We start from the raw sequence: 24269 nt of genomic DNA on the forward strand, positions 1-24269 counted from the left end.
CCGATCTTGACCTGGACCATCAGCCCGCGACCTCAGGCGCCGGAGGTCGTCCCGGCTCCGCCGCGCGCACGACCGGTCCGCGCCAGGCGTCATGTACGGCGCGGCGGAGCCGCTCCTCGGCGCCCTCCCGCACCCGCGCCATCGACCACCGCAGCATCGGCCCCGCCATCACCGAGGTGACGAGCGCGACCAGGACCACGACCGTGTAGGTGGTGGTGTTCAGCACGCCGAGCCGCAGGCCGGTCATGGCCACGACCACCTCCACCACCCCGCGCGAATTCATCGCCGCCCCGAGCGCGACACCCTCCCAGTGCCCCAGCCGGCTCGTCCGTGCCCCGAGGTAGGCGCCGGCGAACTTGCCGACGATCGCCACCGCGATGACGACGGCCGCCATCAGCAGCACACCGGGCCGGGCCAACGCGGTCAGGTCCATGCGGAAGCCGGCCATGACCAGGAACAGCGGCGCGAGCACCGAGTGGACGACCACGCGCAGCGGAGCCAGCCGCGCCGGGTCGGCCATGCCCGCCCGCAGCACGAGCAGGCCCGCCACGAAGGCGCCCAGCACCGGCTCCATGCCGAGCGCGTGCGATGCCGCGCCGGCCAGCAGCACGACCACCACGGCGGTCGCCACCGACGGGCCGGGCCCGGGCGAGCGGGCCGCCAACCGCATCACGCAACGTACGGCCGGCTGCCCGACCACGGCCGCCGCGGCGGCGAATCCCGCCACCGAGAGCACGGACAGCGCCACCAGGCCCGGGCTGATCCCCGTGGTGGCCATGGCCGCCACCACCGACAGCAGGAACCAGCCGACGGTGTCGTCCACCGCGGCGGCGATGAGCGCGAGCTGCCCGACGTCGCGATGCTGCAGGTTCAGGTCGGTCAGCGTCTTGGCGATGACCGGGATCGCGCTGACGCACATCGCAACGCCGAGGAAGAGCGCGAAGACGGTCCGGTCCGTGCCGCCGAGATACGCCGTCGGCAGCAGGTAGCCGGTGCCCACGCCCAACGCGAGCGGGATCAGGAGCCCGGCCACGCTCACCCGCGCGGCGGCGCCGCCGCGCCGGCGGATCAGCTGCCGGTCCAGCTCCATGCCGGTCAGCCCGACGAGCAGCAGCACCCCCAGCTGCGCCACGGCGTCCAGCAGGTGCACCTGCTCCGGATGGCGCGGCAGCAGCCAGGCGGAGACCGCGGGAGCCAGGTGGCCCAGGACCGAGGGTCCGGCGAGGACGCCGGCCAGCAGTTCGCCGACCACCCGGGGCAGGCGGAGCCGGGCCGCGAGCGCGCCCAGCAGCAGCGCCAGCGCCAGCAGCAGCGCGACCTGCAACAGGAACAGCAGCAGCTCGCCCGAGGGCAGGGGCGCGACCACGTCGGCCAGGGAGCTCACCACCGTGACGGCACCCCCGCCGGGCGGTTGGGAATGTCGTACCCGTCGATTAGAATGTATGTACGAAAACGGCTCCTGACCTGCGGGGAGATCACGTGACCACGCCCGTTGTGCCGCCCTCGGCGGCGTCCCGTCCGCACTCGTCCGTCCTCACGCTTCCGCCCTACACGACCATGCTCGGCTTCACCCGCTACGTGGCTCGCAACGGCCCCGCCAAGGCCCAGTTCGTCGGCGGGCTGCGCCGCCAGCGCGAGCGCCGGTCGGGGTTCAACCCGCACGGCCAGCTCGTCAAGGCCCTCAAGGCCGACGTCGCGTTCCACACCGGAGGCAGTTACCTGGCCGGGGTGACCGACCTGGTGAAGCCTCGGTGGCGCCCGCTCTACGAGGTGGTCAGCGCGGGCGCCGCGACCTACCTGCACTCGCTGGGCGACCCCGGCGATGTCAGCCTGGCCCAGACCCGTGATGCCCTCGCCTCGGTCGGCCCGCTTGCTGTCAAGATCAATCCGCACTTCGGACTACGTTTCGCCGACGGCCGCCGCGAGGCGGTACGCCTGCATTTCGACGAGGATCCGCCCTCCGCCGAGGCGGTCACCGCGACGCTGCACCTGATGGCGCGGCACATGGATCAGATCCTGCCGGAGGCGGAGCCCGTGCTGGTCGACCTGCGCCGGGGGGCGGTCCACCGCCTCGACCCGGCCGCCCGCACCGCCGACGTCGAGCGCTGGCTGGCCGGGGAGGCCGCCGCGTTCTCCGCCATCTGGACGGCCGTCGCGGCCTGAACCGTCCGACGCTGCCGGCCCTGCCCGCCGCCAGTCAGCGGGCAAGGCCGGCAGCCCAGGGTTCAGGCCAGCACTGGGTTCAGGCCAGCCCAGGGTTCAGGCCAGCCCGGGGTTCAGGCCAGCACGGGGTAGTCGGTGTAGCCCTTCGCGCCTCCGATGTAGAAGGTGGTCGCGTCCGGCTCGTTGAGCTCGGCGCCGCGCGTCCACCGCTGCACCAAGTCGGGGTTGGCGATGAACGGCCGCCCCACGGTCACGGCATCAGCGACACCATCGGCGACGATGCGTTCGACCTCGTCGCGGTCCGAGTCCGCACCGAAGCCGGTGTTGAGGACGAACGTCGCGGGCCACGCCGCCCGCAGCTTGCCGACGATCGGGTCGCCCGCCGCGGCGAGCACGTGCAGGTAGGCGAGCTTGAGCTCGGCGAGCTGGGCGACGAGCACCTCGTACACCGACAGGTCGTCCTCGGTGATGTCGTTGAACCCGTGCTGCGGCGAGATCCGGATCCCGACCCGGTCGGCGCCGATCGCGGCGCTGACCGCGGTCGCGACCTCGACGACGAAGCGCGCCCGGTTCTGCGGCGAGCCGCCGTAGCTGTCCGTGCGCTGGTTCACGCCGTCGGCCAGGAACTGGTGCAGCAGGTAGCCGTTCGCGGCGTGCAGCTCCACGCCGTCGAGTCCGGCGGCCACCGCCCGGCGGGCCGCGTCGGCGAACTCGGCGGCGATCCCGGGCAGTTCGTCGGCCGTCAGCTCGCGCGGCTCGGAGAAGGGCTGCAGGCCGGTGGCGGTGAACACCTCACCCGCGGCGCGCACGGCCGAGGGCGCCACCGGGGTCTGGCCACCGATCGTGCTGGTGTGCGAGATCCGGCCGGCGTGCATGAGCTGCACGACGATGCGGCCGCCACCGGCATGCACCGCGTCGGCGATGCGCTGCCAGCCCTCCTGGTGGGCGTCGGTGTGCAGGCCGGGCGTGTTCGGATAGCCCTGGCCGACGGCGGACGGCTGGCTGCCCTCGGCGATGATGACGCCCGCACCGGCACGCTGGCCGTAGTACTCGGCCTGCAGGGCGCTGGGGGTTCCGTCTACCCCGGCCCGGTTGCGGGTCAGCGGTGCCATCCAGATGCGGTTGGGCACCTGGAGCGCGCCGACCGTCACCGGCTGCAGCAGCGGGCTGTCGGAGCTGAGTGGAGTGTTGGTCATGCCGGTACGAGCATCGGCACCGTTCGGAAACTTCCGTACCGTGGCCTGGATCACGCCGTCGGATTCGCGTCCGGCGGACATCAGACGGCCTCCACCACGACGGTACCGACCATCTTGTCGCTGAAGGTCTGCCGCTTGCCGTCCCACAGCGGCGCCAGCCAGCCGAGGCAGAGCGCCAGCGTGTCGACGATGTGACCCAGGTCGCGCAGCAACGCCCGCCCGCCACCGACCGGCCCGCCGTCCTGTTCGCCGATCAGGTTGATCCGCATGAGCTGCCGGCCCCACGTGCGCCCGGTGCGCCCGGCCCGGATCCACCGGTTGTAGGCGAACACGACGACGGCCAGCGCGATGCCGATCAGGTCGGCGGTACGCCCCAACGCGCTGGGCTGGCCGTCCGGACCGACCGTCGACTCGTAGACCAGGCCCCCGGCGAACGACGGCAGGAACGCGAGGACGACGTCGACAAGGTAGCCACCGGCTCGGCGCAACCAACTGGCGTAGTTCATGACCACTCCCTGTTCGTGAGGTCCCGACCTGGGCAGGCCGCGTCAGCCGACACGGCCGGTCATCCCGCGGGAACCTGGCGTGAGTGGACAGCGTACGAACGTGAGCCGCCGCTCGTGGTCCGCGCGACGTACCTCGTCAGGTTCCCGTGCGCACTGTCGCGGATGGACCCCGGCGGCGCGGCGGTGCGGCGGGTGGGCGCACGGGGACGTACCGGCGGCAGCCGGGCCACCGACCCACGGTGATACCGGCCCGAACCTGACGAGGTGGGCACCGCATCGATCGAAGAGGCCGCCGCGCCGCGCCCGGCGCCCTACGGTGGGGGACCACTCGGGCCGCCGGTCGGCCCGATCGGTGGCCACCCGCCGCAGGGGTGGGCCGCGACCTGGACAAGACGGGAGAGCCACGCATGGGCGATGGCAACGTTGGTCAGGAATTCCTCGCGACACAGGTGCAGCTGCTGGAGGCGGGCGACACCGCCGGCCTGTCCCAGCGCTACGCCGAGGACGCCGAGTTCGTCCGCCTGGACAAGGTGGTCCGCGGACGTACGGGGATCAAGGAGCTGTTCGACGCGTACCTGGAGCAGAAGCCGAACATCGAGCAGGTCGAGGCGGTGCAGATCACCGACGACACGGTGCTGTACCAGGCCCGCGAGCAGCTCGACGGGCGAGAGGTGTGGGCCGTCGGCACGCTGGTCTTCGTCGATGGTCAGGTGTGGCGCCAGAGCGTGGCCTTCATCGACCGCTGACCCGGCCGGCCGACCGGCGAGCCGCCGGCGGCCTGCTCCGTGACCGGCCCGGTCGTCCACCCCGGGGGTGGCGACCGGGCCGGCCCGCGAGCCGCCGGGTGTGATTTTCTCGGTTTCGGAACGGGAATCGCTCAGGTGCAGCTCGGTTGCGACGATGCTTCCGGTGGCAGGGAAATGTGCCAGGGGGGAACGAGACGTCGGGGGGCGTTCGGTCATGGGAGCAGTGGGACGTACGGGTGGCATGGTGCTGGCGGTGCTGGGAGCCGCGGCGGGGGCGGTGTACCAGGCGGCACCGGCCGTGGCGGCGACACCGACGCTGAGCAGCCAGGTCGCCTACGTGCGCAGCGGCAATGTGTACGTGAGCAAGGGCGCCACCGAGAAGCGCCTGACGACCGGCGGTGGCTACTCCCGGCCGAGCTGGTCGCGCGACGGCCGCCAGCTGGCCGTACTCAAGGGTGGCCAGGTGTGGGTCATGAAGGCCGACGGCACCGCCAAGCGCCGGTTGAGCACCCGCCCGGCGGCGGGCGCGTCCTGGTCGCCGGACGGCCGGTGGATCGCGTTCGCGTCGGCGTCCTGCACGGGCGGTCCCGGGGTGTACCGGATCTCGACGACCGCGCGGGCCGCCACCCCGCAGGTGCTGTTCCCGAGCGAATGCCGCGGCGAGGCCCTGCCCGACGCGACGGCGCCCGCCGCACCCGCGACCGGCACGCTGGCCGAGCGGCTGCGCTACGACAACGCGGTGGCCTGGTCCCCGGACGGCGGCCGGATCGTGTTCCGTGGCGGCCTCTGCGAGTCGATCTACGATGACTGCCTCACCATCGGCACGGTGTCCACCGGGGCCGAGCGGACCGTCGCGGCATACGGCGGCGGCAGCCTGCAGAACTCCGGCTTCGCGGTGCTGCCGGGCTGGCGCCCGGACGGCACGAAGCTGGCCTGGACCGCCTACCAGCAGGGCGAGACCACGGCCGACAACCAGCCCGTCCACGTGGTCGAGTTCGACCCGGCGACCGGCGTCAAGCGGACCCTGGGCGCGCCGGAGGACCGGGAGCTGGCCTACGTCGACGCGAACCGCGCCGTGGTGACCGGCCAGTACCGGGGCGGTTCATGGGTGCTAACGCTCGACCTGCGCACGGGCGCGCGCGCCGCGTTCCACGCCGGGTCCCAGCCCAGCGTGCAGCCGGTCGCGCGATGACCGTCGCGGTGGCGGGCCGGCCACCGCGTCGCGACCGCTATCGTGGTCGCCTGATGTCTGACTCACCGACAGCCACCGCGGCCCGGCATTCCGCCGGGCTCGTGGCCGTGCGCCCGATCCGCACCTTCCACCCGCGCCGGGGCCGGGTGAGTACCCGGCATGCCGACGCCCTGGCCGCGCTGTGGCCCACCCACGGGCTGACGGTCGTCGACGGCGACCGCACCCCGCTGGACCTGGGCGAACTGTTCGGCCGGGCGGCGCCGCGGGTGCTGGAGATCGGGTTCGGGATGGGCGAATCGACCGCGGCTATGGCGGCCGCCGACCCGGACCGCGACTATCTCGCGGTCGAGGTGCACACCCCGGGCATCGGCAACCTGCTCGCCCTGGTCGGCGAGCTGGGCCTGCGCAACGTACGGGTGGCCTGCGGCGACGCGATGGAGCTGGTGCACCGGCTCGCCCCCGGCAGTCTCGACGCGGTGCACGCGTTCTTCCCGGACCCGTGGCCCAAGGCGCGCCACCACAAGCGCCGCCTGATCCGGCCGGACAACGTGGCTCTGCTACGGCAGCGGCTGCGCCCGGGCGGGATCCTGCACTGCGCCACGGACTGGCCGGAGTACGCCGAGGCGATGGCCGACACGCTGGCCGCCGACCCGGGGCTGCGCAACACGTACGACGGGGTGGCGCCGCGACCGCGGCACCGCCCGGTGACGAAGTTCGAGCGGCGCGGGGAGCTGGCCGGACGGCCGATCGCCGACCTGGTCTTCCGCCGAGCCGTGAGCACGCCTGCGGACCGCGGGCCCGGCCACGAGTCGCGCCGCGCTGGATGACCCGGCGGCCGCCCCGTACCTGAATAGCCGGTTTTGCCGCTTTGGTCTTGTTAGGCTTCTATGGGAGGTCGGGCCATGGGTCGGACGGACGCCGGCGACGGCGCCGGGCGGGCGCGCGATATGCCGCCGCCCCGCGCTCCCGGCCTGGCCGACCTGCCCCGCGAGCTGTTCGCGGGCGGCTCCGCCGACCAGCTCGCCGCCCTGCTGGCGCAGGCGACCGGCGCCCCCACCGCCACGGTCGCGCTGGCGCTCGACGGGGTTCTGCAGACCTGCGGCAGCCACGGCCCGGACGCGGAGCTCGTGCCGGCCGACCTCGCCGCCCGGGTCCTCAGCACCGGCGAGGCGGTGATCGTCCCGCACGGCCCTTCCGCGCCCGCCGCCTATCTGGGCCAGCCCGTGCACGACCAGGACGGCGCCGTGGTCGGGGTCTGCAGCGCCTACGATCCCGGCCCGCGCGCGTGGGCCGCCGAGGCGATCAGGGGCTGCGCCGCGGCGGCCCTGGTCGCCACCCAGCTGGTCACCGAGCAGATCGCCCGGCACCTCATCGACCGGCAACACCGCTTCCTCGACGCGGTGCTGGACAGCCTGCACGACGGGGTGGTCGCCTGCGACGCGGACGGCCGGTTCGTACTGATCAACCAGCAGATGTTCCGGCTGTGGGGCAATGCGCCCGTGCCCGACAACCTGGACGACCCGGCCTCGGTCGAGGGGCTGCTCGACGAGCTCGGCCAGCCGATGACCCGCAACGACGTCATCCTGCGGCGGGCACTGCACGGCGAAACCGTCCGCAACGAACGGCTCGTCGTGCAGGGCCGCAACCGGCGGACGCGGCACTACCTCGTCGACGCCCAGCCGATCGTCGGCCCCGACGGTGGCACCCAGGGCGCGGTGGCGGCCCTGCAGGACGTCACCCGGCAGCGGCGCGCCGAACGGTTCCGCTCCTGTGAACTCGCCGTGGCGAACGCGCTGGCCGAGGAGAACACCGTCGAGGCCGCCGGACGGCGGGTGCTGGAGGCGGTCGTCTCCACCCTCGGCTGGGTCCACGCCGAGCTGTGGCTGGTGGACGTGCCCGCCGGCATGGCCCGCCCGGCGGCGCTCTGGACCGCCCCGTACTGGCAGGGCGGCGACATCGAGGTCCCCCCGGAGCTGGCCTTCGGCGAGGGCCTGTCCGGCCGGGCCTGGCAGGTCGCGAAACCGCTGTGGCTGCGCGACATCGGCCAGCCGCAGAGCCTGATCCCGCTGCGGACCGGCGGCTGGTCGAACCTGCACGCCGCGCTCGCGGTGCCGGTGCAGGACGGCCGCGACATCCTCGGGGTGCTGACCGTCTTCGCCGACACCGTGGAGGACCCCGAGGACGAACTGGTCGCGCTGCTGGCCGGGATCGCCGCGCACATCGGCCAGTTCCTCGCCCGCCGCCTCGTCGAGGACCTGCAACGGCAGCTGAACCGCAGCAAGGACGAATACCTGGCGCTGATCAGCCACGAACTGCGCACCCCGCTGACCGCCATCAGCACGTACACCGAACTGCTGCGCGGGGCCGACGCGCAAGGCCTGGCCGCGGACGCCCCGGCGATGCTCGAGGTGATCGAGCGCAACACCGCCCAGCTGCGGCGCATCATCGACGAACTGCTCGAACTGTCCGCGCTGGACACCGGCCACATCGCGATGAGCACCGGCCCGGTCGACATCGCCGCCGTCGTGGCCGAGGCGGTGCAGGAGGTACGCGCGCAGACCGAGGGCACGGCCGTCACCGTCAGCGCCGACCTGCCGGAGGCACTGGTGCTGCCCGGCGACCCGGCCCGGCTCCGCCAGGTCGTCGACAACCTGCTCGGCAACGCCGTGAAATACAGCCCCGACGGCGGGCAGGTGTCGGTACGGCTGATCGTGAACGGCGGGGTGGCCGAACTGACCGTGTCGGACACCGGCATCGGGGTGACCGAGGACGAACGCGATCGCCTGTTCGACCGGATGTACCGCAGCAACCGGGCCCGCAACCGCGCCATCCCCGGCACCGGTCTGGGGCTGTCGGTCACCCGGGCGATCGTGCAACGGCACCACGGCACCATCGAGCTGGCCGACCACGAGGGTCCGGGCACGACTGTGATGGTCCGGCTGCCCATGGAGGCCCGCTGAGTCCCTCGTACGGGGCTGGCCACGCGCCGCGCGCCCCGCGAGACTGACGGTCATGACCCGCTGGACCCCGGATCCGACGTTCTATCCCTCGCCCCGCGACGCGGCCGGCGCCCCCGCCGAGAAGCTGGCCTACGTGGCCGCGTTCGACCGCTCGGCAAGCCGCCCCGACGCCATCGCGGTGATCGACACCGACCCCGGCTCCACCGGCTACGGCCGCGTGGTGGGCTGGACCGACCTGCCGCACGTCGGCGACGAGCTGCACCACTTCGGCTGGAACGCCTGCTCCAGCGCGCTGTGCCCGACCGCGCCCCATCCGCACGTGGAACGCCGCTACCTGATCGTGCCCGGCCTGCGCTCCTCGCGCATCTACGTCCTGGACACGAAGGACGATCCCCGCAACCCGAAGCTGGTCAAGGAGATCAGCGCGCAGGAACTCGCGGCGAAGGCGGACTACTCGCGCCCGCACACCGTCCACTGCGGACCGGACGGCATCTACGTCTCCGCGCTGGGCGCGGGCACCGGCGGCGACGGCCCCGGCGGCATCGCGGTGCTGGACCACACCACCTTCGACGTACGCGGGCGGTGGGAACACGACCGGGGCGAGCAGTACCTGGCGTACGACTTCTGGTGGCACCTCACCCGCGACGTGCTGGTCAGCTCCGAGTGGGGCACCCCCGCCATGATCGAGGACGGGGTGAATCCGGACCTCCTCCTCGGGCGCGAGTACGGCCACCGGATCCACTTCTGGGACCTCGCCAAACGCACGCTGGTGCAGACCGTCGACCTCGGCGACGAACACCAGATGACCCTGGAACTGCGCCCGGCCCACGACCCCACCAAGGAGTACGGCTTCGTCGGCGTGGTCATCAGCGTCGCCGACCTGTCCGCCTCCATCTGGCTGTGGCACCGCGACGGCGGCGAGTTCGCCGTCACCAAGATCATCTACATCCCGGCCGAACCGGCCGACCCCGCCGCGCTGCCGCCCGCCCTGCAGCCGTTCGGTGCCGTACCGCCGCTGGTCACCGACATCGACCTGTCGGTCGACGACCGCTTCCTGTACGTCTCGTGCTGGGGCACGGGCGAGCTGAAACAGTACGACGTGCGCGACCCGTTCCACCCGGTCGAGACCGGCTCGATCCGGCTCGGCGGGGTGGTCGGCCGGGTGGCCCACCCGTCCTTCCCGGACGAGCCCCTGGCGGGCGGCCCGCAGATGGTCGAGGTGTCCCGCGACGGGCGCCGCGTCTACGTCACCAACTCGCTGTACGGCTCCTGGGACGACCAGTTCTACCCGGACGGCGTGGGCGCCTGGCTGGCGAAGGTCGACGTGGACCCGGAGGCGGGCGGGATGGCCCTGGATCCGCGCTTCTTCCCGCACGGCGACGAGTTCCGCGGGCTGCGGGTGCACCAGACCCGGCTGCAGGGCGGGGATGCGTCGTCGGACTCGTACTGCTTCCCGTGACCGGTGCCCAACTGGCGGCGCTGGCCGTACTGGGGGCGTTCCACGGTCTGAACCCGGCGATGGGCTGGCTGTTCGCGGTGGCCCGGGGCATGCAGGAGCGCAGCCGCCGGGTGCTGCTCGGGTCGCTGCCGCCGATCGCCGCCGGGCATCTCGCGTCGGTGGCGATCGTCGCGGCGCTCGTCTCGGCCACCGCGTCGCTGGGCGCGGCGCGGGCGGTCGGCGTCGGGGGCGGGGTGCTGCTGGTGGGCTACGGGCTGTGGCGGCTGCTGTCCCGGCGGCACTTCCGGTGGGCGGGGATGCGGCTGTCGGCGTACCAGCTCGCCGGGTGGTCGTTTCTGATGTCGTCCGCGCACGGGGCCGGGCTGATGCTGCTGCCGGTGCTCCTGCGCGGGCCGCTGCCCGCCGGCGCCGGCGGGCACGGCGGGCACCCGGTCGCGGTGGCGTCGGCCGGGGCCGCCGGCACCCCCGGGGCGGCGCTGCAGGGGCTGGCCGCCGCGGGAGTGCACACCGTCGCGATGCTGGCGGTGATGGCGGCCTGCGCGTCGGTGGTCTACGAGTACGTGGGGTTGGCGGTACTGCGGCGCGCCTGGTTCAACGTGGACCGGCTGTGGGCCGCGGTCCTGGTGGCGGCCGGGGCGGTGACCATCGCAGTGGCGGCGTGACCTTCTCCATCGCGGCCCGGGGCGGTGGTGTCGCGCGCCACCGCCCCGGGACGTCGCGCTTCAGCGCCTGGCGGCAGCTCCGCTGTGCCCCGCCGGTGCGCTGCCGGGCACCACGACCGCTGCCGCGCCGCCGCCCCGGCGTACCGGCTCGGCGGCCGCGATCAGCTGGCCGTGCGGCCCGAACTCGATCGCGGTCAGGGCGCCCAGCTCCGGGGTGTCCGGCCCGAACGCGTGCCCCAGCGGGGCCAGCCCCGGCTGGAACTGGGTGCGGTACCCGACCTCCGCCTGGATCGTCGGGCTGTTGCGCTGCGAGGCGCGCGGCGCCGCGACCGCCTCGGGCAGGGACATGCCCAGTTCCAGGCGGTTCACCAGCACCTGCAACACGGTCGTGATGATCGACGCGCCGCCGGGCGAGCCGAGCGCCAGCACCGGCCGGCCGTACTCGAACACGATCGTCGGGGACATCGAGCTGCGCGGCCGCTTGCCCGGGCCGGGCAGGTTCGGGTCCGGCGCGGTGCCCTGGGTGGGCGTGAAGTTGAAGTCCGTCAGCTCGTTGTTGAGCAGGAATCCGCGCCCGGGCACGACCATCGCGTTGCCGCCGGTCTGCTCGATCGTCAGGGTGTACTCGACGACGTTGCCCCACCGGTCGGCGACGGTCAGGTTGGTGGTGCTCTGGCCGTCCTCGACGCGGCCGCCGGGCACCCCGGCGGGGCAGCCGGAGGCGGTCAGCGGCGCCGGGGCCACCGGCTTGGTCAGGGCGCGCTCCGGGTCGATCAGGCACGCGCGGGCCTGCGCAAAACCGTCGCTGAGCAGGGTGCGCAGCGTCGTGCGGGGGGTGCCGTCACCGACGTAGCGGTTGCGGTCGGCGAAGGCCAGGGCGCTGGCCTCCAGATACCGGTGCTGCGCCTGGATCAGCGGCAGGTGCCGCAGGTCGGCGGTCTCCAGGATGTTCAGGGCCTCCCCCACAGCGGTGCCACCGCTGGACGGGGTGGCCATGCCGTACACCGTGAGGCCGCGGTAGTCCGACCTGGTGGGGGCTGGATAGCGCACCCGGTAGCCGGCCAGGTCGGACAGTTGCAGGCCGCCCGGGCGGATCGGGAAGGCCCACGTCCCGATGGGATCCTCCGAGACCGGCGGCTGCTGCACCGTACGGACGAGGTCCGCACCGACCGGGCCACCGTAGAAGACGTCGGTCCCCTCCCGGGCGATGAGCCGGTAGGTGGCGGCGAGATCCGGGTTGCGCTGCACCGTGCCGACGGCGGGCGGCGCGCCACCGGGCAGGTACAGCTCGCGGGTCGCGTCGAACTGGCCGAACGCGGCGGCGTTGTCCGCGACCTGCTGCCGGAACGTGGCGTCCACGGCGAAGCCCTGTTCGGCGACGCGGGCGGCCGGGCGCAGCAGGCTGCTCAGCGGCCGGGTGCCCCACCGCCGCGCCGCGGCGGCCCAGGTCGCCAGGGTGCCGGGCACCCCCACCGACAGGCCGCTGACCCGGGCCTCCGGGAAGGCGTACGGCAGCCCGGTGGCCGGATCGACGAAGGTGTTCTCGGTCATCGTGGCCGGGCCCGCCTCGCGCCCGTCGATCGTGTGCACGGTGTGCCGCCGGGCGTCGTAGTACACGAAGAAGCCGCCACCGCCGATGCCGGCGGAGAACGGCTCCGTCACGCCGAGGGTGGCCGCGGCCGCCACCGCGGCGTCGACCGCGTTTCCGCCGCGACGCAGCACGTCCAGGCCGACGGCGGTAGCCGTCGGGTCCACCGTGACCACGGCGCCGCCGTAGCCGTACGCGGTGGGTTGCTTCGGCGGCGCGGCGTGCGCCGGGCCCGGCTGGCCGGTGAGGACCAGGGTGGCCGTGGCGGCCAGCGCCGCGAGTGCTCGGAACCGCATCGTTCCTCCGGAAAGACAAAGTGGCCGGTCCATCTCTGCCTACCGGGGATCACGCACCGGCACAACCGGGACGCGGAGTTGTCATACCGGGCCCGGGCGGCGGAGTCGGGCGGCGGGATGGCACCGTGGAGGGCAACATCATCGGCGAAGGGAACCGACGTGACCGCGACCCGGACCCGCCCACGCTGGGCGCTGGCGATCGTCACCGCGAGCGCGGCCCTCGTCGCGGCCTGCTCCGACGGCGGCGGCCCGCCCACTGACCCGCCGCCCCCGACGTCCGCGACACCGGCCCCCGGGCCGTCCGCCCCGGCGCGGTCACCCGCGCCGTCCACCGCGACCGGTACGCCGGACCTGTCCGCGCCGGAGACCGTCGCGACCGGGCTGGACGTGCCGTGGGGGCTCGCGCTGCGCTCCGACGGCAGCGCCCTGGTCGCCGAGCGCGATTCCGGCCGGATCCTGCAGCTGCGCCCCGGCGGCGGCGCGCCCCACGAGGTCTACCGGGTGCCCGGCGTGGCGCCGGCGGGCGAGGGCGGGCTGATGGGCCTGGCGATAGCGGCGGACCACGACCGCACGGGCTGGGTGTACGCGTACTTCACGGCCGCCCGCGACAACCGGATCGTCCGGTTCAAGCTGGGCGACGCCGCCGCCCCCGAGGTCATCTTCAAGGGCATCGACAAGGCCGACTTCCACGACGGCGGCCGGATCGCGTTCGGACCCGACGGCATGCTGTACGCGGGGACCGGCGACGCCGGGGACCGCCCGTCCGCGCAGGACCCCGACGACTCCAACGGCAAGATCCTGCGGCTGACCCCGGACGGCGACCCCGCGCCGGGCAACCCCGGCGGAAAGCCGGTGTGGAGCCTGGGCCACCGCAACGTGCAGGGCCTGGCCTGGTCGGCCGACGGGACGATGTACGCCACCGAGTTCGGCCAGAACCGCTTCGACGAGGTCAACCTCATCCGGCCGGGCGCCAACTACGGCTGGCCCGAGGTCGAGGGCACCTCCGGCGACAGCCGCTACGTCAATCCGCTGGTGACGTGGTCCACGGAGGAGGCGTCACCGTCCGGCGCCGCCATCGCGGGCGACACCCTGTACGTGGCGGCACTGCGCGGGCAACGCCTGTGGACCGTACCCCTGCGCGGCGGCCCGCCCCGCGCCGAGCTGGTCGGCCGGTACGGACGGCTGCGCACCGTGGCGGTCGCGCCGGACGGGGCACTGTGGCTCACGACATCAAACCGGGACGGTCGCGGCGACCCGCGCCCGGGCGACGATCGGATCCTGCGCTTTCCGGCCCGGTGAGCGGGCAGCCGGCCTTCCGGCCCGCTCAGCCGGCCGGCGCTGGGTCAGACGGTCGCGTTCGCCGGGGGTAGGAGCGGCAGATGCGAGATCACGGCAGCGTACTGCGCGATCTGACGACCGTTGATCACGACTCCGAAGGTGCGGAGCTGTTCTTGGATCGCCTGCGCGACGGCATCCTCGGACTGGCCGCGGTGCGTCTGCATGACCTTGTTGACGACATAGTCAACACGAAGCTGTACCTGCCAGCCTGCGGGACGGCTACCACCCGTGCTGGCAAGGTTTACGGGGGCGACGGGTTCCATGCGCTCGAGTATCGGGAGGGTGCACACCACACCGGAAGGCCGCCGGGGCGCGTGCAACCGGACTGCACCCCGATCACACCGAGCTCTCCATCAAACGGCCAACCCGGCCACCGCTTCGGCGATCTCGGGCTATCCGGGCGTTACGCCCGGATACCCACCGGTAGGCGCACCGGGGCCTACGGCACCTGTCACCGCAGCTTAGCGATCACGTCCGCGGTCAGGTCATCCAGGTCGTCGACGACCAGGCCAGCCAACGCGAGGGCGTCCGGCGCGGGCGGGTACTCGCCGTGCGGCACGGCGACCACGGCCAGCCCGGCGGCAGCGGCCGCGCGCAACCCGTTGCTGGAGTCCTCGACCGCGGCACAGTCGCCCGGCGCCAGCCCCAGCCGCCGCGCGGCGGCCAGGTAGACGTCGGGGGCGGGCTTGCCCCGCTCCACCTCCTCGGTCGACAAGGTGACCTGGAACGCGTCGGCCAGCCCCGCGGTGGCCAGCACCTGGTCGATGAGGATCCGGGCGGACGAGCTGGCCAGGGCCAGGGGAAACCGCTCGCCCAGGCGGCGGACCGCCGCCACGGCGCCGGGGATCAGCGGCAGGGCGTCGGCGTAGCGCTGCGCCATGCGGCCCAGCACGTCGTCGGCCACCTCCCGCGGGGTACGCCCCACGCCCACGTCCTCGCTGAGGTGGCGCGACCACTCGCCGGTGCTCATGCCCATCATCCGCTGCTGGGTGTCCGGCAGGAACGCGCGCCCGTGCTCGGCGACGTACGCCCGGCGGACCTCCTCCCACACACCCTCGGTGTCGATGATGACCCCGTCGAGGTCGAACACCACCGCCGCGATGCCGCTCACAGGGCCTCGGCCGCGGGGATCAGCTCGTTGGAGAAGATCTCGTACTGGTCGAGATCCCAGGCATTGCGCAGGCTGCCGTGGGCCACCGTGAAGCCGAGCCCGGCCAGCCGGCGCAGGTCGTCGATGATCTCGCCGACCCGTTCGCCCTTCTCGCCGAGGTCGAAGTTGTACAGCACGGTCTTCTCGATCTCGGCGTAGTCGCGGCCCACCGCCGCGCAGTGCCGCTGCAGCACCTCGAGCTTGTGCTGCACGTCGGGGCCGCCGAACAGGTTGCAGGCGTCGCCGTACTTCGCCACGAACAGCAGGGTCTTCTTCTCCCCGCCGCCGCCGATCAGGATCGGGATGCGCGGCCGGGCCAGCGGCGGCGGCGAGTTGAGCAGCCGCCCGAGGCGGTAGTGCCGGCCCTCGTACGCGGTCTCGTCGCCGTCGAACATCCGGCGGCAGATCTGCAGCGCCTCCTCCAGGCGCTCGAACCGCTCGGCGGTGGGCGGGAACGGCAGCCCGAGCCCGAGCGACTCCTCCTCGTTCCAGGCGGCGCCGATGCCGAGCATCGCCCGGCCGCCGGAGAGCACGTCGAGGGTGGTGACCGCCTTGGCCAGCAGGCCGGGCTCGCGATACACCACGCCGGTCACCAGCGTCAGCAGCTTGGCCCGGCGGGTGTGCGCGGCCAGGAAGCCCAGGGTCGTGTACGCCTCGAGCATCTCCTGCTCGGGCGGGCCGATGACCCCGATCTGCCACAGGTGGTCCATCACGCTGATCCGCTCGAATCCGGCCTCGTCGGCCGCCGCGGCCACCTCGCCGAGGACCGCGCCGAGCCGAGGCGCGCCCTCGGGCCAGGTGAAGCTGGAGATGTGCAGGCCGAGTTTCACGGCAGGTCCTTTCGCCGGGCGGACGGATCGCCGGGGATGTCCCCGGAACGATCCTCCTGCACCCTAGCTCCCACCACCGACGCGCATGGGCCCGATGGGTTGCCGTCCCGTGGACGGTTGACGCGCCGGACGAGCTTGCTAGGTTGAACCGCGACGCGCCTCCCCCGCGTCGAGACTGTCCGAGGAGTCACCGCCATGCCTTCCTCGCGGCCCCCGTACGCCCTGCCGCGCGACCCAGCGTCGTCACCGACCGTGAGCGTCGTGATCCCCGTCCGGAACGAGGAGGAGAATCTGCCCCTCGTCCTGGAGGGCCTGCCCCCGGTCGACGAGGTGATCGTGGTCGACGGCGGCTCCACCGACGACACCGTCGCCGTGGCCCGGGAGATCCGCCCCGACGCCGTGCTCGTCCGGCAGACCCGCACCGGCAAGGGCAACGCCCTGGTCTGCGGGCTCGCCGTCGCCAGCGGCGACATCGTGGTCACCCTCAACGGCGACGGCTCGGCCGACCCGGGCGAGCTGCCCCGGTTCGTGGACGCGCTGCTGTCCGGCGCGCAGGTGGCGCACGGCTCCCGGTACCGCCACGGCGGTGCGCAGAGGGGCGGCCCGCGCCTCGAACGGCTCGCCGACCGGCTGCTGTGCGGGCTGGTCAACGCGGTCTTCGGCACCCGCTTCACCGATCTCGGGTACGGCTACAACGCGTACCGGCGCGAGGTGCTGCCGATGCTCGACCTGCCCGCGCCGAGCCGGCCCGGGACGCGCCGCGGCGCCCGGACCTGGGGTGACGGGCCGGAGATCGGGCCGCTGCTCACCCTGCGGACGGGCACGGCACGGCTGCGGATCGTGGAGGTGGCCAGCATCGGCTACCCGCGCATTCACGGGCCGTCGCAGCGGCGGGCCCTGCGCGGCCTGGGCTGGGCGTTGCGGGCGGCGTGGAACGAGTACCCGCGGCGGCGCTCCGCCCGCCCGCCGGACACCACCGCGCCCCGGGCGGTCCCGGAGCGCGGTGTGCCCGACGCGGGCGTGTCCGGGGCCCGGCACGCGGCCGCCCGGGTATCGGTCAGCCGCCGGCCCGCGCGCGCAGCCGGGGCAGGATCTGCTGGCCGTACAGCTGCAGGAAGCGGTTCTGGTCCGGGCCGGGTGCGTGGAAGACCAGGTGCTTGAAGCCCATGTCGAGGTACTCGGCGACCTTCGCCGCGTGCTCGTCGGGGTCGGCGGAGACGATCCATCGCGTCGCGGTGCGTTCCACCGGCAGCGCGTCGGCGCGGCGCTGCATCTCGATGGGGTCCTCGACGCCGGTCTTCTCCTCGGGTGACAGGGCCAGCGCACCCCAGTAGTGGGTGTCGTTGCGGGCCTGCTCCAGGTCCGGGTCGAAGGACACCTTCACCTCGATCATGAGGTCCAGGTCGTCCACCGACCGGTCCGCCTTCTCCGCGCCCTCCCGTACGGCCGGCAGCAGGGTGTCGGTGTAGAGGGCGTGGCCCTTGCCGCTGGTGGTGATGAACCCGTCCGCGACCCGCCCGGCCAGCCGGGTCGCCGCCGGACCGGAGGCACCGATGTAGATCGGCACCGGCTGTTCGGGCTTGTCGTAGATCGTCGCCAGCTCGGTCCGGTAGTAGGTGCCCTCGAACGTCACCCTGTCCTCTGTCCACAACCGCCGGATCAGCGCCACGGCCTCCTTGAGCCGGGCGAAGCGCTCCTTGCCGTCGGGCCACTGTGTGCCCAGCGGCACCTCGTTGAGCGATTCCCCGGAACCCACCCCGAGGATGATCCGGCCGGGGGCGAGGCAGCCCAGGGTGGCGAACGCCTGGGCGACGACCGCCGGGTGGTAGCGGAACGTGGGCGTCAGCACGCTCGTGCCGATCAGGACCCGTTCGGTGCGGGCGGCCAGCGCACCCAGCCAGGGCAGCGCCGCCGGGGCGTGCCCCCCGTCGTGGCGCCACGGCTGGAAGTGGTCGCTGACGAACACCGAGTCGAAGCCCAGCCGCTCCGCCTCGACGCCGTACGAAAGCAGCTCGGTCGGCGGGAACTGTTCCGCCGACGCCTTGTAGCCGAAGCGAATCATGGTCTCGACCCTATCCCGCGGCCCGGTACGCCTTCCCGGCCTCGGTCGGGGTCGAGCCGTTGCGGTAGAGCCCGAAGTCGGCGCTGTCGCCCACGGCGGGCAGCCCGAACCAGGCGTAGCGCTCCACGTACCGGCGTGCCTGGAGTCCGGCCGTGCTGCCCCTGATGAACGCGGCCTGCTGGGCCCCGGTCGGGTACTTCGGGGAGCCGCCGAAGTTCGCCAGCCCGAACTCGGTGACCCAGATCGGCAGCCCGTACCGGCGGTGCACCGCGTCGACGTAGCTCAGGAAGTGCCCGACCGCGGCGGGGCCGAAGTCGGAGCCGTACCAGTGCAGGGTGATGAAGTCGACGCGCCGTCCCTGGGCCTTGGCGCCGGACATGAACCGGTCGAGCCAGCCACCCGGGGCGTCGCCGCCGTACGCCACCGCCGGGCTGCCCAGGCGCAAGCCGGTCCGTTCCAGCCGGGGCCACAGCTCGAGGGCCTGCTCCACGGTCAGGTTGGCCTGGGCTGGCAGATCCGGCTCGTTGAAGCCGAGCAGCACCCGGCCGGCGCGCCGGGCCCGGGCGAGAGTCGCGTCGGTGACGGCGGCCCGGCCCCAGATCATCGGCACGTACTCGACCCCGGCGGGTCCGCGCATGTCGGCGTTGTCGGGCGCCCAGTTGTAGTACCAGCCCGCGCCGACGTCGCCGAGCGCCCCCGACAGGCCGGGAAACTTCCAGACGCCGACGCCCTTCTTGGCCGCGACGGCGGCCGGGGCCTTCCGCGTCGTCCGCCGCGCGGGGGCGCCGGTGGTGGCCGGGGCGGAGGCCGACGTGACGCTCGGGGCGGGCGACGACGGCCGCGGCTGCGGCGCCCCGGTGGCGAACGCGACCGCGGCGGGCGGGGTGCCGGGCCGGTCGTCGGAGTGCCGCAACGCCACCGCGGCCCCGCCGCCCGCGACGGCCCCGGCCGCGAGCACCGCGGTGAGCACACGCCGGGCGACGCCACCGGCGATCACCTTGCCCAGCGCCGCCGCATGCCCACCGCCCTTCACCGCCGCACCCTGACCCAGCGCCGCGCTCTGCCCGCCGCCGTGCCCGGCAGCGCCCTTGCCCACCGCCACCGGATGGCCGCCGCCCTGCCCCGCCACGCCCTTGCCCCACGCCACCGCAGGGCCGCCGCCATGGGCCGCCGCGATCGACGGTCCGAGGGTGGCGGCCGGAGGCAGCGGGACCAGCGCCATGCCGACCAGGAGACGCTCGGCCGCGACCAGGCCGGACCAGGCCGGCGCGCAGTGTGGGCAGTCCCGGGTGTGCCGGGCGATCCGCTTGCGCCACAGCGCGGTGGGGTGGCCGTCCCAGTCGCCGACGACCAGCCGCAGGTCCGGGCAGGGGCGCGGGGCGGCCAGCGCCCGGACCACCACCCGGGCCGTCTCCAGCTGGCCCTTCATGCGCTGGACCCGGACCGCCGCGTGCTGACGGGTCACCCCGAGAGCCGTGACGATCTCGTCGCGGGTCAGTTCCCCGGACGCCTCCAGCCACCACAACGAGAGCAGTTCCCGGTTGTCCTCGTCGAGCCAGCGGGTCGCCTCGGCGGTCTCCCGGCGCTGCCCGGACAGTTCCAGGCGGGTGATGGCCAGATCGGTGAAGTCGGCGCCCGGGTCGCGGATGTCGGCGTCCACGAGAGCGTCCGGGGCGCCGCGCCGCAGCCGTACCCGCTCGCGCACCTGCCGTACCGTGATCGCCACCAGCCAGGACCGGAACGCCTCCGGGTCCCGCAGGTCCGCCAGGTTGCGCAGCACCCGCAGCATGGTGTCCTGGACGACGTCGTCGACGTCGGTGTGGCCTTCGAGGGCGCGGCCGACGATCGTGTAGACCAGCGGCAGGTAGCCCGCGATGAGCCGGTCCACCGCGGCCTGGTCACCGGCGCGGGCTGCCAGGACGGTCGCGGTGTCGGGTTGCTCCGGCATGGCACCTGCCTCTCGTGCGGCAACGATCATCGCTCACGGTGACCGTCGTGCACCACGCCCCCGAGCCGGGCCGTCTCGCCGGCCGCCGCGGGTGTCCGTCGGCCACCGCATACGGAGACCGCCCGCCACACATCGGATAACGGATTTCCGCCGGGCACGGCCGGGCGGCACCCCCGCGAGCCGCGCCACACTCACGCCCGTCCGGCGCGGCCGGCCGGGTCGCGTGACGGTTGGTTCTCCGGAAGTCACACCGAGTTGCCGAACTCTTCCATTCTCCGGGCGGAAGGGGGGCCATTTGAGCGGCGTGCGGGCGCCGTACGAACTCGTCTTTCGGGGATGTCCCGGCCGCTCGCCGGCCGGTCGCGCGGGTCCGTGCGCGCCACGGCGCCGTGATCGCGGAATGCACCAACGGTTTCGTACGTGTTTCGTTGTCCTTTCCGGTCAGCCCGCGTTGGCCTGCCGGTACGCCGCGGTGACGCCCGATGGAATACGGCCGCGTTCGGAGATCTGGTGTCCGTGGCGCAAAGCCCACTCACGAATCAATCGGTTCTCGTCGCGGCTGCTGGCCGTGCGGGCGGCGGGCGCGCCCCGCGCCGGACGCCCCGAAGCACGGCCGGCGGCGCCCCGGGCGACCCGCGTGCCTGCGGCGATGTACGGATCCAGTGCCTTTCGGAGCTTTCCCGCATTGGCCTCGGAAAGGTCGATCGTGTAGTGCGTGCCGTCGAGACTGAACTCGACGGTGCGATCCGCCTTCTTGCCGTCCAGATCGTCGATCAGAGTGGTGATTACCCGCCGTGACATGACGACTCCCGTTGTTCTCCGTAAGAACCGGGATCAGTGTCACCCGGGTCCGCGTTCCGGCGCAACGGTTCCGTGAAAATTCGACACATAACGATTCCCCGAGCCCATTTTTCGGACCGGGTTTTGTGAAATGGCGCACCGCTATTCACGCGATTCGCCGATCCCGGCCGATCGACCGACTTCGCAAACCCGGGTGGCTGAGGGCACCGGACTGACGTTAGGGTCGTCGCCATGAACGACGAGCGGGCCGCCTGGCGGGAACAGCGCGGACGGGCCGTCGCAGGGCGCGCCGCCGCGCTGGAGGCGGACCGCGCCGCCGAGGCCACCCAGGCGACGGCTCTGCTGACCGACTTCGTTCAACGCGCCACCGAGCGCGGTCTGACCCCGTCCCCGTTGACGGCGCGGTCGTTCGATGGCCGCACCACGTACCGGACCCGGCTGCGCGGCTGGTATCTCAAGGCGAACCGGTCGGTCGCGGTCGGTGAGGACGGCCGGTACTACGTACTCAGCGTGCCCGCGTCGCTGGGCGCCCGGTTCCACGGCGCCGAGGTCGCGCCGAGCCTGCCCCGGCTGGTGGTCGGCGCGGGCGGCGGCGACGGCGAGACGATGCCGCTGGCGCAACTGCTGACCCGCCGCCTCGACGCGGGGGTCACATGGCCGTGACGCGCGACGCCCGGACGCCCTGGCGCGGCGTGGTGGCGGTCGTGGCAGCAGCCGTCGCGACGCCACTGGCCGCCGCCGCTCCCGCCACAGCCGCTCCGCCCCGCCAGGCACAGGCCGCCACCGCTCAAGCCCGCCAGGCACAGGCCGCCACCATGGAAGCCCGCCAGACAGAGGCCGCCATGGCGAATCCGGTCCGGGCCGCCGAGCGGGCGGCGCCGGTGCCGTGTCCCAGGCCCGCCGTCAAGCCGCCGCCCGGGCGTCCCCCGCGCCCCGTGCCACCCAAGGACGATCCGGACCAGCGCGCGGTGGGCGGGCCGGCGCTGGCCACCGACGGGCTGGTCGTGCCGCCGGGCGCGCCCCGGCCGCCCGCGCTGACCGCCACGAGCTGGCTGGTCGCCGATCTCGACACGGGTGAGGTGCTGGGCGGCTGCGGCCCCCACGTGTACGGCACCCCCGCCAGCGTGCAGAAGTTGCTGCTGGCCGCGACCGTGCTGCCCAAGCTGGACCCGAAGCGGACCGTGACGGTCACCGACGAGGACCTGGCGATCGAGCCGGGCAGTTCCGCGGTGGGTCTCGTGCGGGGCGGCCGGTACCCGGTCTCCACGCTGTGGCTGGGCCTGCTGCTGAACTCCGGTAACGACGCGGCGAACACGCTGGCCCGGCTCGGCGGCGGCGACGGCGGGGTCGCCGCGACGGTGGCCGAGATGAACGCGCAGGCCAAGCGGCTGGGCGCCAACCAGACTCACGCGGTCACCCCGTCCGGCCTCGACGGCCCCGGCCAGTTCACCAGCGCGTACGACCTGGCGCTGATCGCCCGGGTCTGCTTCGCGCGGCCCGACTTCCGCCGGTACGCGCTCACCCGCAGCGCGCAGATGCCCGCCCAGAAGGCCCTGAAGAAGGGCGGGTTCCAGTTCCAGAACGAGAACCGGCTGATCTACAACTACCCGGGTGCGCTCGGCGGCAAGACCGGCTTCACCCAGCTCGCCCGGCACAGTTACGTCGGTGCGGCCGAGCGGGGCGGCCGCCGGCTCGTCGCGACGCTGCTGGGTGCGGAGGCGAGTCCGCTGCGCGGCTGGCAGCAGGGCGCCGCACTGCTCGACTGGGGCTTCAAGGTGCCGCGCGGGACCTCCGTCGGCCAGCTGGTCGGCCCGCAGGACGACACGGACACCGTCAAGGACGCCCCCGCCCCGCAGGCGCGCTCGCGGCAGCAGGCGACCGTCGCGCGGGCCGGCATCCCGGGCGGCGTTTCGGTGGGCGCCGCCGCCGCGGTGGCGGTGGTGCTGGCCGCTACCCCGTTGCTGCTCCTGCTCACGCAGCGGCGCCGCCGCGTGCGCCGCCGCCGGACCCGGCGCAGCCCCGCGTTCCCGCTCCACTGACCGGCGGGCGACCCGCGCCACAGCGGTCGGCAACTCTCAACCCGGTTTCCGCGGCGCCGATTCTCACTGTGGCGCCGCCGAACCCCCACGGCGGCGCCCCCCTCATCCCGTAGCGCTCGACCCCCCGCGGCGGCGCCCCCTCATCCCGTAGCGCTCGACCCCCCGCCCCCCGGCCCTTACCGGCCGGGACCCTCGTGCTCTCTGACCGCCCCGCTTCAACCGGGGCCTACGGCGCGCGCCCTATTCCCGCGACCTCGCAGAGTCACCAAGATCCGGTCGGATACAACCCTGCGGCAACTCTGCGCAACCGGAAGCCGTACCCCAGGTCACAGACAGTTTCCCTGTCAGCCGGCACGCCCACCGCCCGGGCCGCCGACCAGAACCGGGGGAAACGTATGACCAGCACCGATACGACTGCTGCCGACTCCGACGCCGACATCACCGTGGCGACGGTCCTGTCCGCCCGCGAGCAGGAGGAACTGGTCCGCCAGCACATGCCGCTCGTCGGCCACCTGGTCCGGGACATGCTCAGCCGGATCCCGAACCACGTGCACCGCGACGACCTCACGAGCGCCGGCCTGCACGCGCTGGTGAAGGCCACCCGCAGCTGGGACCCGGACCGCGGCATCCCCTTCCACCGCTTCGCGACCACGCGCATCCGCGGCGCGATCCTCGACGAGCTGCGCTCGCTCGACTGGGCCACCCGCTCCGTACGGACCAAGGCGCGCGCGACGGACACCACCCGGCAGCGCCTGACCACCGCGCTGGGCCGCACGCCCACCAACGAGGAGCTGGCGCAGGCGCTCGGCACCACCACGGGTGAGCTGCACCAGACCGACTCGGACGTGCAGCGCGCGACCGTGCTGTCGCTGCAGAACTTCACCAGCTCCAGCGCGGACGACCTGGTCACCGAGCCCGCGCCGGGCCCCGAGGACATGCTGTTGCGCCGGGAGCAGATCGGCTACCTGCACCACGCGATCGCCTCGCTGCCCGACCGGCTGCAGACCGTGATCACGGAGTACTTCCTGAACGAGCGGCCGATGGCTGACATCGCCGCCGATCTGGGCGTCACCGAGAGCCGGATCAGCCAGCTGCGGGCGGAGGCGCTGTCGCTGCTCAAGGACGGCCTCAACACGCACCTCGACCCGCACCTGGCGCCCGTGCCGGAGAACCCGGCCAGCATCACGGCCCGGCGGCGCGCCGGCTACTACGCGGCGATCGCGGGCAACACGACCATGCACAGCCGGCTGGCGATGACCAACGCCAACGGCCACACCATCTACGGCGTGGGCGCCCCGGCCGCCTGAGCCGGGACACCACCAGCAGTTGACGA

The 24269-nt window shown here is 73.6% G+C and carries 22 protein-coding genes; 12 read left to right on the plus strand and 10 right to left on the minus strand.

The annotated features are described in order from the left end of the window. Nucleotides 1–19: 19 nt before the first annotated feature. Nucleotides 20–1384: a cation:proton antiporter gene (locus EV385_RS04060; RefSeq protein WP_242624687.1), complete on the minus strand. Its 1365-nt coding sequence runs from the start codon at nucleotides 1382–1384 to the stop codon at nucleotides 20–22. A 173-nt stretch (nucleotides 1385–1557) separates the two neighbouring features. Here EV385_RS04060 and EV385_RS04065 point away from each other — a divergent pair, with 173 nt between their 5' ends. After that, nucleotides 1558–2163, plus strand: coding sequence for a hypothetical protein (locus EV385_RS04065; RefSeq protein ID WP_130513063.1), 606 nt, complete (start codon nucleotides 1558–1560; stop codon nucleotides 2161–2163). A gap of 113 nt (nucleotides 2164–2276) precedes the next feature. Here EV385_RS04065 and EV385_RS04070 read toward each other — a convergent pair whose 3' ends face one another. After that, complete coding sequence (locus tag EV385_RS04070; RefSeq protein WP_278044966.1) at nucleotides 2277–3440, minus strand: alkene reductase; 1164 nt, start codon at nucleotides 3438–3440, stop codon at nucleotides 2277–2279. Beyond that, a complete protein-coding gene (locus EV385_RS04075; RefSeq protein ID WP_130508230.1) occupies nucleotides 3440–3865 on the minus strand; it encodes an RDD family protein in 426 nt (141 codons plus the stop codon). The genes EV385_RS04070 and EV385_RS04075 overlap by 1 nt, the downstream gene beginning before the upstream one ends. A gap of 407 nt (nucleotides 3866–4272) precedes the next feature. Here EV385_RS04075 and EV385_RS04080 point away from each other — a divergent pair, with 407 nt between their 5' ends. The 6 genes from EV385_RS04080 to EV385_RS04105 all read left to right on the plus strand — a co-directional run bounded on the left by EV385_RS04080 (nucleotide 4273) and on the right by EV385_RS04105 (nucleotide 10884). Next, complete coding sequence (locus EV385_RS04080; protein ID WP_130508231.1) at nucleotides 4273–4611, plus strand: nuclear transport factor 2 family protein; 339 nt, start codon at nucleotides 4273–4275, stop codon at nucleotides 4609–4611. 214 nt (nucleotides 4612–4825) lie between these two features. Further along, on the plus strand, nucleotides 4826–5803 hold the full coding sequence (locus tag EV385_RS04085) for a TolB family protein (protein WP_242624688.1): 978 nt from the start codon (nucleotides 4826–4828) through the stop codon (nucleotides 5801–5803). A 53-nt stretch (nucleotides 5804–5856) separates the two neighbouring features. Further along, a complete protein-coding gene (gene trmB, locus EV385_RS04090) occupies nucleotides 5857–6630 on the plus strand; it encodes a tRNA (guanosine(46)-N7)-methyltransferase TrmB (RefSeq protein ID WP_130508232.1) in 774 nt (257 codons plus the stop codon). Between the two features lie 75 nt (nucleotides 6631–6705). Continuing rightward, nucleotides 6706–8763, plus strand: a complete 2058-nt coding sequence (locus tag EV385_RS04095; RefSeq protein WP_242624689.1) for a PAS domain-containing sensor histidine kinase — start codon at nucleotides 6706–6708, stop codon at nucleotides 8761–8763. 52 nt (nucleotides 8764–8815) lie between these two features. After that, nucleotides 8816–10222: a selenium-binding protein SBP56-related protein gene (locus EV385_RS04100; protein ID WP_130508234.1), complete on the plus strand. Its 1407-nt coding sequence runs from the start codon at nucleotides 8816–8818 to the stop codon at nucleotides 10220–10222. Next, nucleotides 10219–10884: a hypothetical protein gene (locus EV385_RS04105; protein WP_130508235.1), complete on the plus strand. Its 666-nt coding sequence runs from the start codon at nucleotides 10219–10221 to the stop codon at nucleotides 10882–10884. The genes EV385_RS04100 and EV385_RS04105 overlap by 4 nt, the downstream gene beginning before the upstream one ends. 60 nt (nucleotides 10885–10944) lie before the next feature. On the opposite strand, the gene ggt is transcribed toward EV385_RS04105, so the two are convergent. After that, the gene (gene ggt, locus EV385_RS04110) at nucleotides 10945–12768 is read right to left on the minus strand and encodes a gamma-glutamyltransferase (RefSeq protein WP_130508236.1); all 1824 of its coding nucleotides are present in this window, start codon (nucleotides 12766–12768) and stop codon (nucleotides 10945–10947) included. A 159-nt stretch (nucleotides 12769–12927) separates the two neighbouring features. Between ggt and EV385_RS04115 the strand changes: the two genes are divergently transcribed. Next, complete coding sequence (locus EV385_RS04115; protein ID WP_242624690.1) at nucleotides 12928–14067, plus strand: PQQ-dependent sugar dehydrogenase; 1140 nt, start codon at nucleotides 12928–12930, stop codon at nucleotides 14065–14067. Between the two features lie 44 nt (nucleotides 14068–14111). On the opposite strand, the gene EV385_RS04120 is transcribed toward EV385_RS04115, so the two are convergent. The 3 genes from EV385_RS04120 to EV385_RS04130 all read right to left on the minus strand — a co-directional run bounded on the left by EV385_RS04120 (nucleotide 14112) and on the right by EV385_RS04130 (nucleotide 16086). Further along, nucleotides 14112–14369: a hypothetical protein gene (locus EV385_RS04120; RefSeq protein WP_130508238.1), complete on the minus strand. Its 258-nt coding sequence runs from the start codon at nucleotides 14367–14369 to the stop codon at nucleotides 14112–14114. Between the two features lie 188 nt (nucleotides 14370–14557). Beyond that, nucleotides 14558–15217 (minus strand): HAD family hydrolase, encoded by a 660-nt coding sequence (locus EV385_RS04125; RefSeq protein ID WP_130508239.1) that lies wholly within the window; start codon nucleotides 15215–15217, stop codon nucleotides 14558–14560. After that, the gene (locus EV385_RS04130) at nucleotides 15214–16086 is read right to left on the minus strand and encodes an LLM class F420-dependent oxidoreductase (RefSeq protein WP_130508240.1); all 873 of its coding nucleotides are present in this window, start codon (nucleotides 16084–16086) and stop codon (nucleotides 15214–15216) included. The genes EV385_RS04125 and EV385_RS04130 overlap by 4 nt, the downstream gene beginning before the upstream one ends. A 195-nt stretch (nucleotides 16087–16281) precedes the next feature. On the opposite strand from EV385_RS04130, the gene EV385_RS04135 reads away from it, so the two are divergent. After that, nucleotides 16282–17247: a glycosyltransferase family 2 protein gene (locus EV385_RS04135; protein WP_242624691.1), complete on the plus strand. Its 966-nt coding sequence runs from the start codon at nucleotides 16282–16284 to the stop codon at nucleotides 17245–17247. Here EV385_RS04135 and fgd read toward each other — a convergent pair. The 3 genes from fgd to EV385_RS04150 all read right to left on the minus strand — a co-directional run bounded on the left by fgd (nucleotide 17144) and on the right by EV385_RS04150 (nucleotide 20897). Next, nucleotides 17144–18148, minus strand: coding sequence for a glucose-6-phosphate dehydrogenase (coenzyme-F420) (gene fgd, locus EV385_RS04140; protein WP_130508241.1), 1005 nt, complete (start codon nucleotides 18146–18148; stop codon nucleotides 17144–17146). The two genes, EV385_RS04135 and fgd, sit on opposite strands and share 104 nt — an antisense overlap. A 10-nt stretch (nucleotides 18149–18158) precedes the next feature. After that, nucleotides 18159–20096 (minus strand): sigma-70 family RNA polymerase sigma factor, encoded by a 1938-nt coding sequence (locus EV385_RS04145; RefSeq protein WP_130508242.1) that lies wholly within the window; start codon nucleotides 20094–20096, stop codon nucleotides 18159–18161. A gap of 441 nt (nucleotides 20097–20537) precedes the next feature. Next, entirely contained in the window at nucleotides 20538–20897 is a 360-nt protein-coding gene (locus tag EV385_RS04150) for a histone-like nucleoid-structuring protein Lsr2 (protein WP_130508243.1), read from the minus strand. A 231-nt stretch (nucleotides 20898–21128) separates the two neighbouring features. Between EV385_RS04150 and EV385_RS04155 the strand changes: the two genes are divergently transcribed. From EV385_RS04155 to EV385_RS04165, 3 genes are all read left to right on the plus strand, one after another. Then, the gene (locus EV385_RS04155) at nucleotides 21129–21560 is read left to right on the plus strand and encodes a hypothetical protein (protein ID WP_130508244.1); all 432 of its coding nucleotides are present in this window, start codon (nucleotides 21129–21131) and stop codon (nucleotides 21558–21560) included. A gap of 152 nt (nucleotides 21561–21712) precedes the next feature. After that, entirely contained in the window at nucleotides 21713–22936 is a 1224-nt protein-coding gene (locus tag EV385_RS04160; protein ID WP_423203101.1) for a D-alanyl-D-alanine carboxypeptidase family protein, read from the plus strand. 395 nt (nucleotides 22937–23331) lie between these two features. Continuing rightward, nucleotides 23332–24243, plus strand: a complete 912-nt coding sequence (locus EV385_RS04165; RefSeq protein WP_130508246.1) for a sigma-70 family RNA polymerase sigma factor — start codon at nucleotides 23332–23334, stop codon at nucleotides 24241–24243. The last annotated feature ends 26 nt before the right edge of the window (nucleotides 24244–24269 follow it).

Source organism: Krasilnikovia cinnamomea (genome assembly GCF_004217545.1).
Taxonomy (GTDB): domain Bacteria; phylum Actinomycetota; class Actinomycetes; order Mycobacteriales; family Micromonosporaceae; genus Actinoplanes; species Actinoplanes cinnamomeus.

Bases quoted from the DNA above. Each gene is read 5' to 3' on its own strand.
- EV385_RS04065 (WP_130513063.1), top strand. From the start codon at position 1,558: ATGCTCGGCTTCACCCGCTACGTGGCTCGCAACGGCCCCGCCAAGGCC.
- EV385_RS04070 (WP_278044966.1), bottom strand. From the start codon at position 3,440: ATGTCCGCCGGACGCGAATCCGACGGCGTGATCCAGGCCACGGTACGG.
- EV385_RS04075 (WP_130508230.1), bottom strand. From the start codon at position 3,865: ATGAACTACGCCAGTTGGTTGCGCCGAGCCGGTGGCTACCTTGTCGAC.
- EV385_RS04080 (WP_130508231.1), top strand. From the start codon at position 4,273: ATGGGCGATGGCAACGTTGGTCAGGAATTCCTCGCGACACAGGTGCAG.
- EV385_RS04085 (WP_242624688.1), top strand. From the start codon at position 4,826: ATGGGAGCAGTGGGACGTACGGGTGGCATGGTGCTGGCGGTGCTGGGA.
- trmB (WP_130508232.1), top strand. From the start codon at position 5,857: ATGTCTGACTCACCGACAGCCACCGCGGCCCGGCATTCCGCCGGGCTC.
- EV385_RS04095 (WP_242624689.1), top strand. From the start codon at position 6,706: ATGGGTCGGACGGACGCCGGCGACGGCGCCGGGCGGGCGCGCGATATG.
- EV385_RS04100 (WP_130508234.1), top strand. From the start codon at position 8,816: ATGACCCGCTGGACCCCGGATCCGACGTTCTATCCCTCGCCCCGCGAC.
- ggt (WP_130508236.1), bottom strand. From the start codon at position 12,768: ATGCGGTTCCGAGCACTCGCGGCGCTGGCCGCCACGGCCACCCTGGTC.
- EV385_RS04120 (WP_130508238.1), bottom strand. From the start codon at position 14,369: ATGGAACCCGTCGCCCCCGTAAACCTTGCCAGCACGGGTGGTAGCCGT.
- EV385_RS04135 (WP_242624691.1), top strand. From the start codon at position 16,282: ATGCCTTCCTCGCGGCCCCCGTACGCCCTGCCGCGCGACCCAGCGTCG.
- fgd (WP_130508241.1), bottom strand. From the start codon at position 18,148: ATGATTCGCTTCGGCTACAAGGCGTCGGCGGAACAGTTCCCGCCGACC.
- EV385_RS04145 (WP_130508242.1), bottom strand. From the start codon at position 20,096: ATGCCGGAGCAACCCGACACCGCGACCGTCCTGGCAGCCCGCGCCGGT.
- EV385_RS04150 (WP_130508243.1), bottom strand. From the start codon at position 20,897: ATGTCACGGCGGGTAATCACCACTCTGATCGACGATCTGGACGGCAAG.
- EV385_RS04155 (WP_130508244.1), top strand. From the start codon at position 21,129: ATGAACGACGAGCGGGCCGCCTGGCGGGAACAGCGCGGACGGGCCGTC.
- EV385_RS04160 (WP_423203101.1), top strand. From the start codon at position 21,713: ATGGAAGCCCGCCAGACAGAGGCCGCCATGGCGAATCCGGTCCGGGCC.
- EV385_RS04165 (WP_130508246.1), top strand. From the start codon at position 23,332: ATGACCAGCACCGATACGACTGCTGCCGACTCCGACGCCGACATCACC.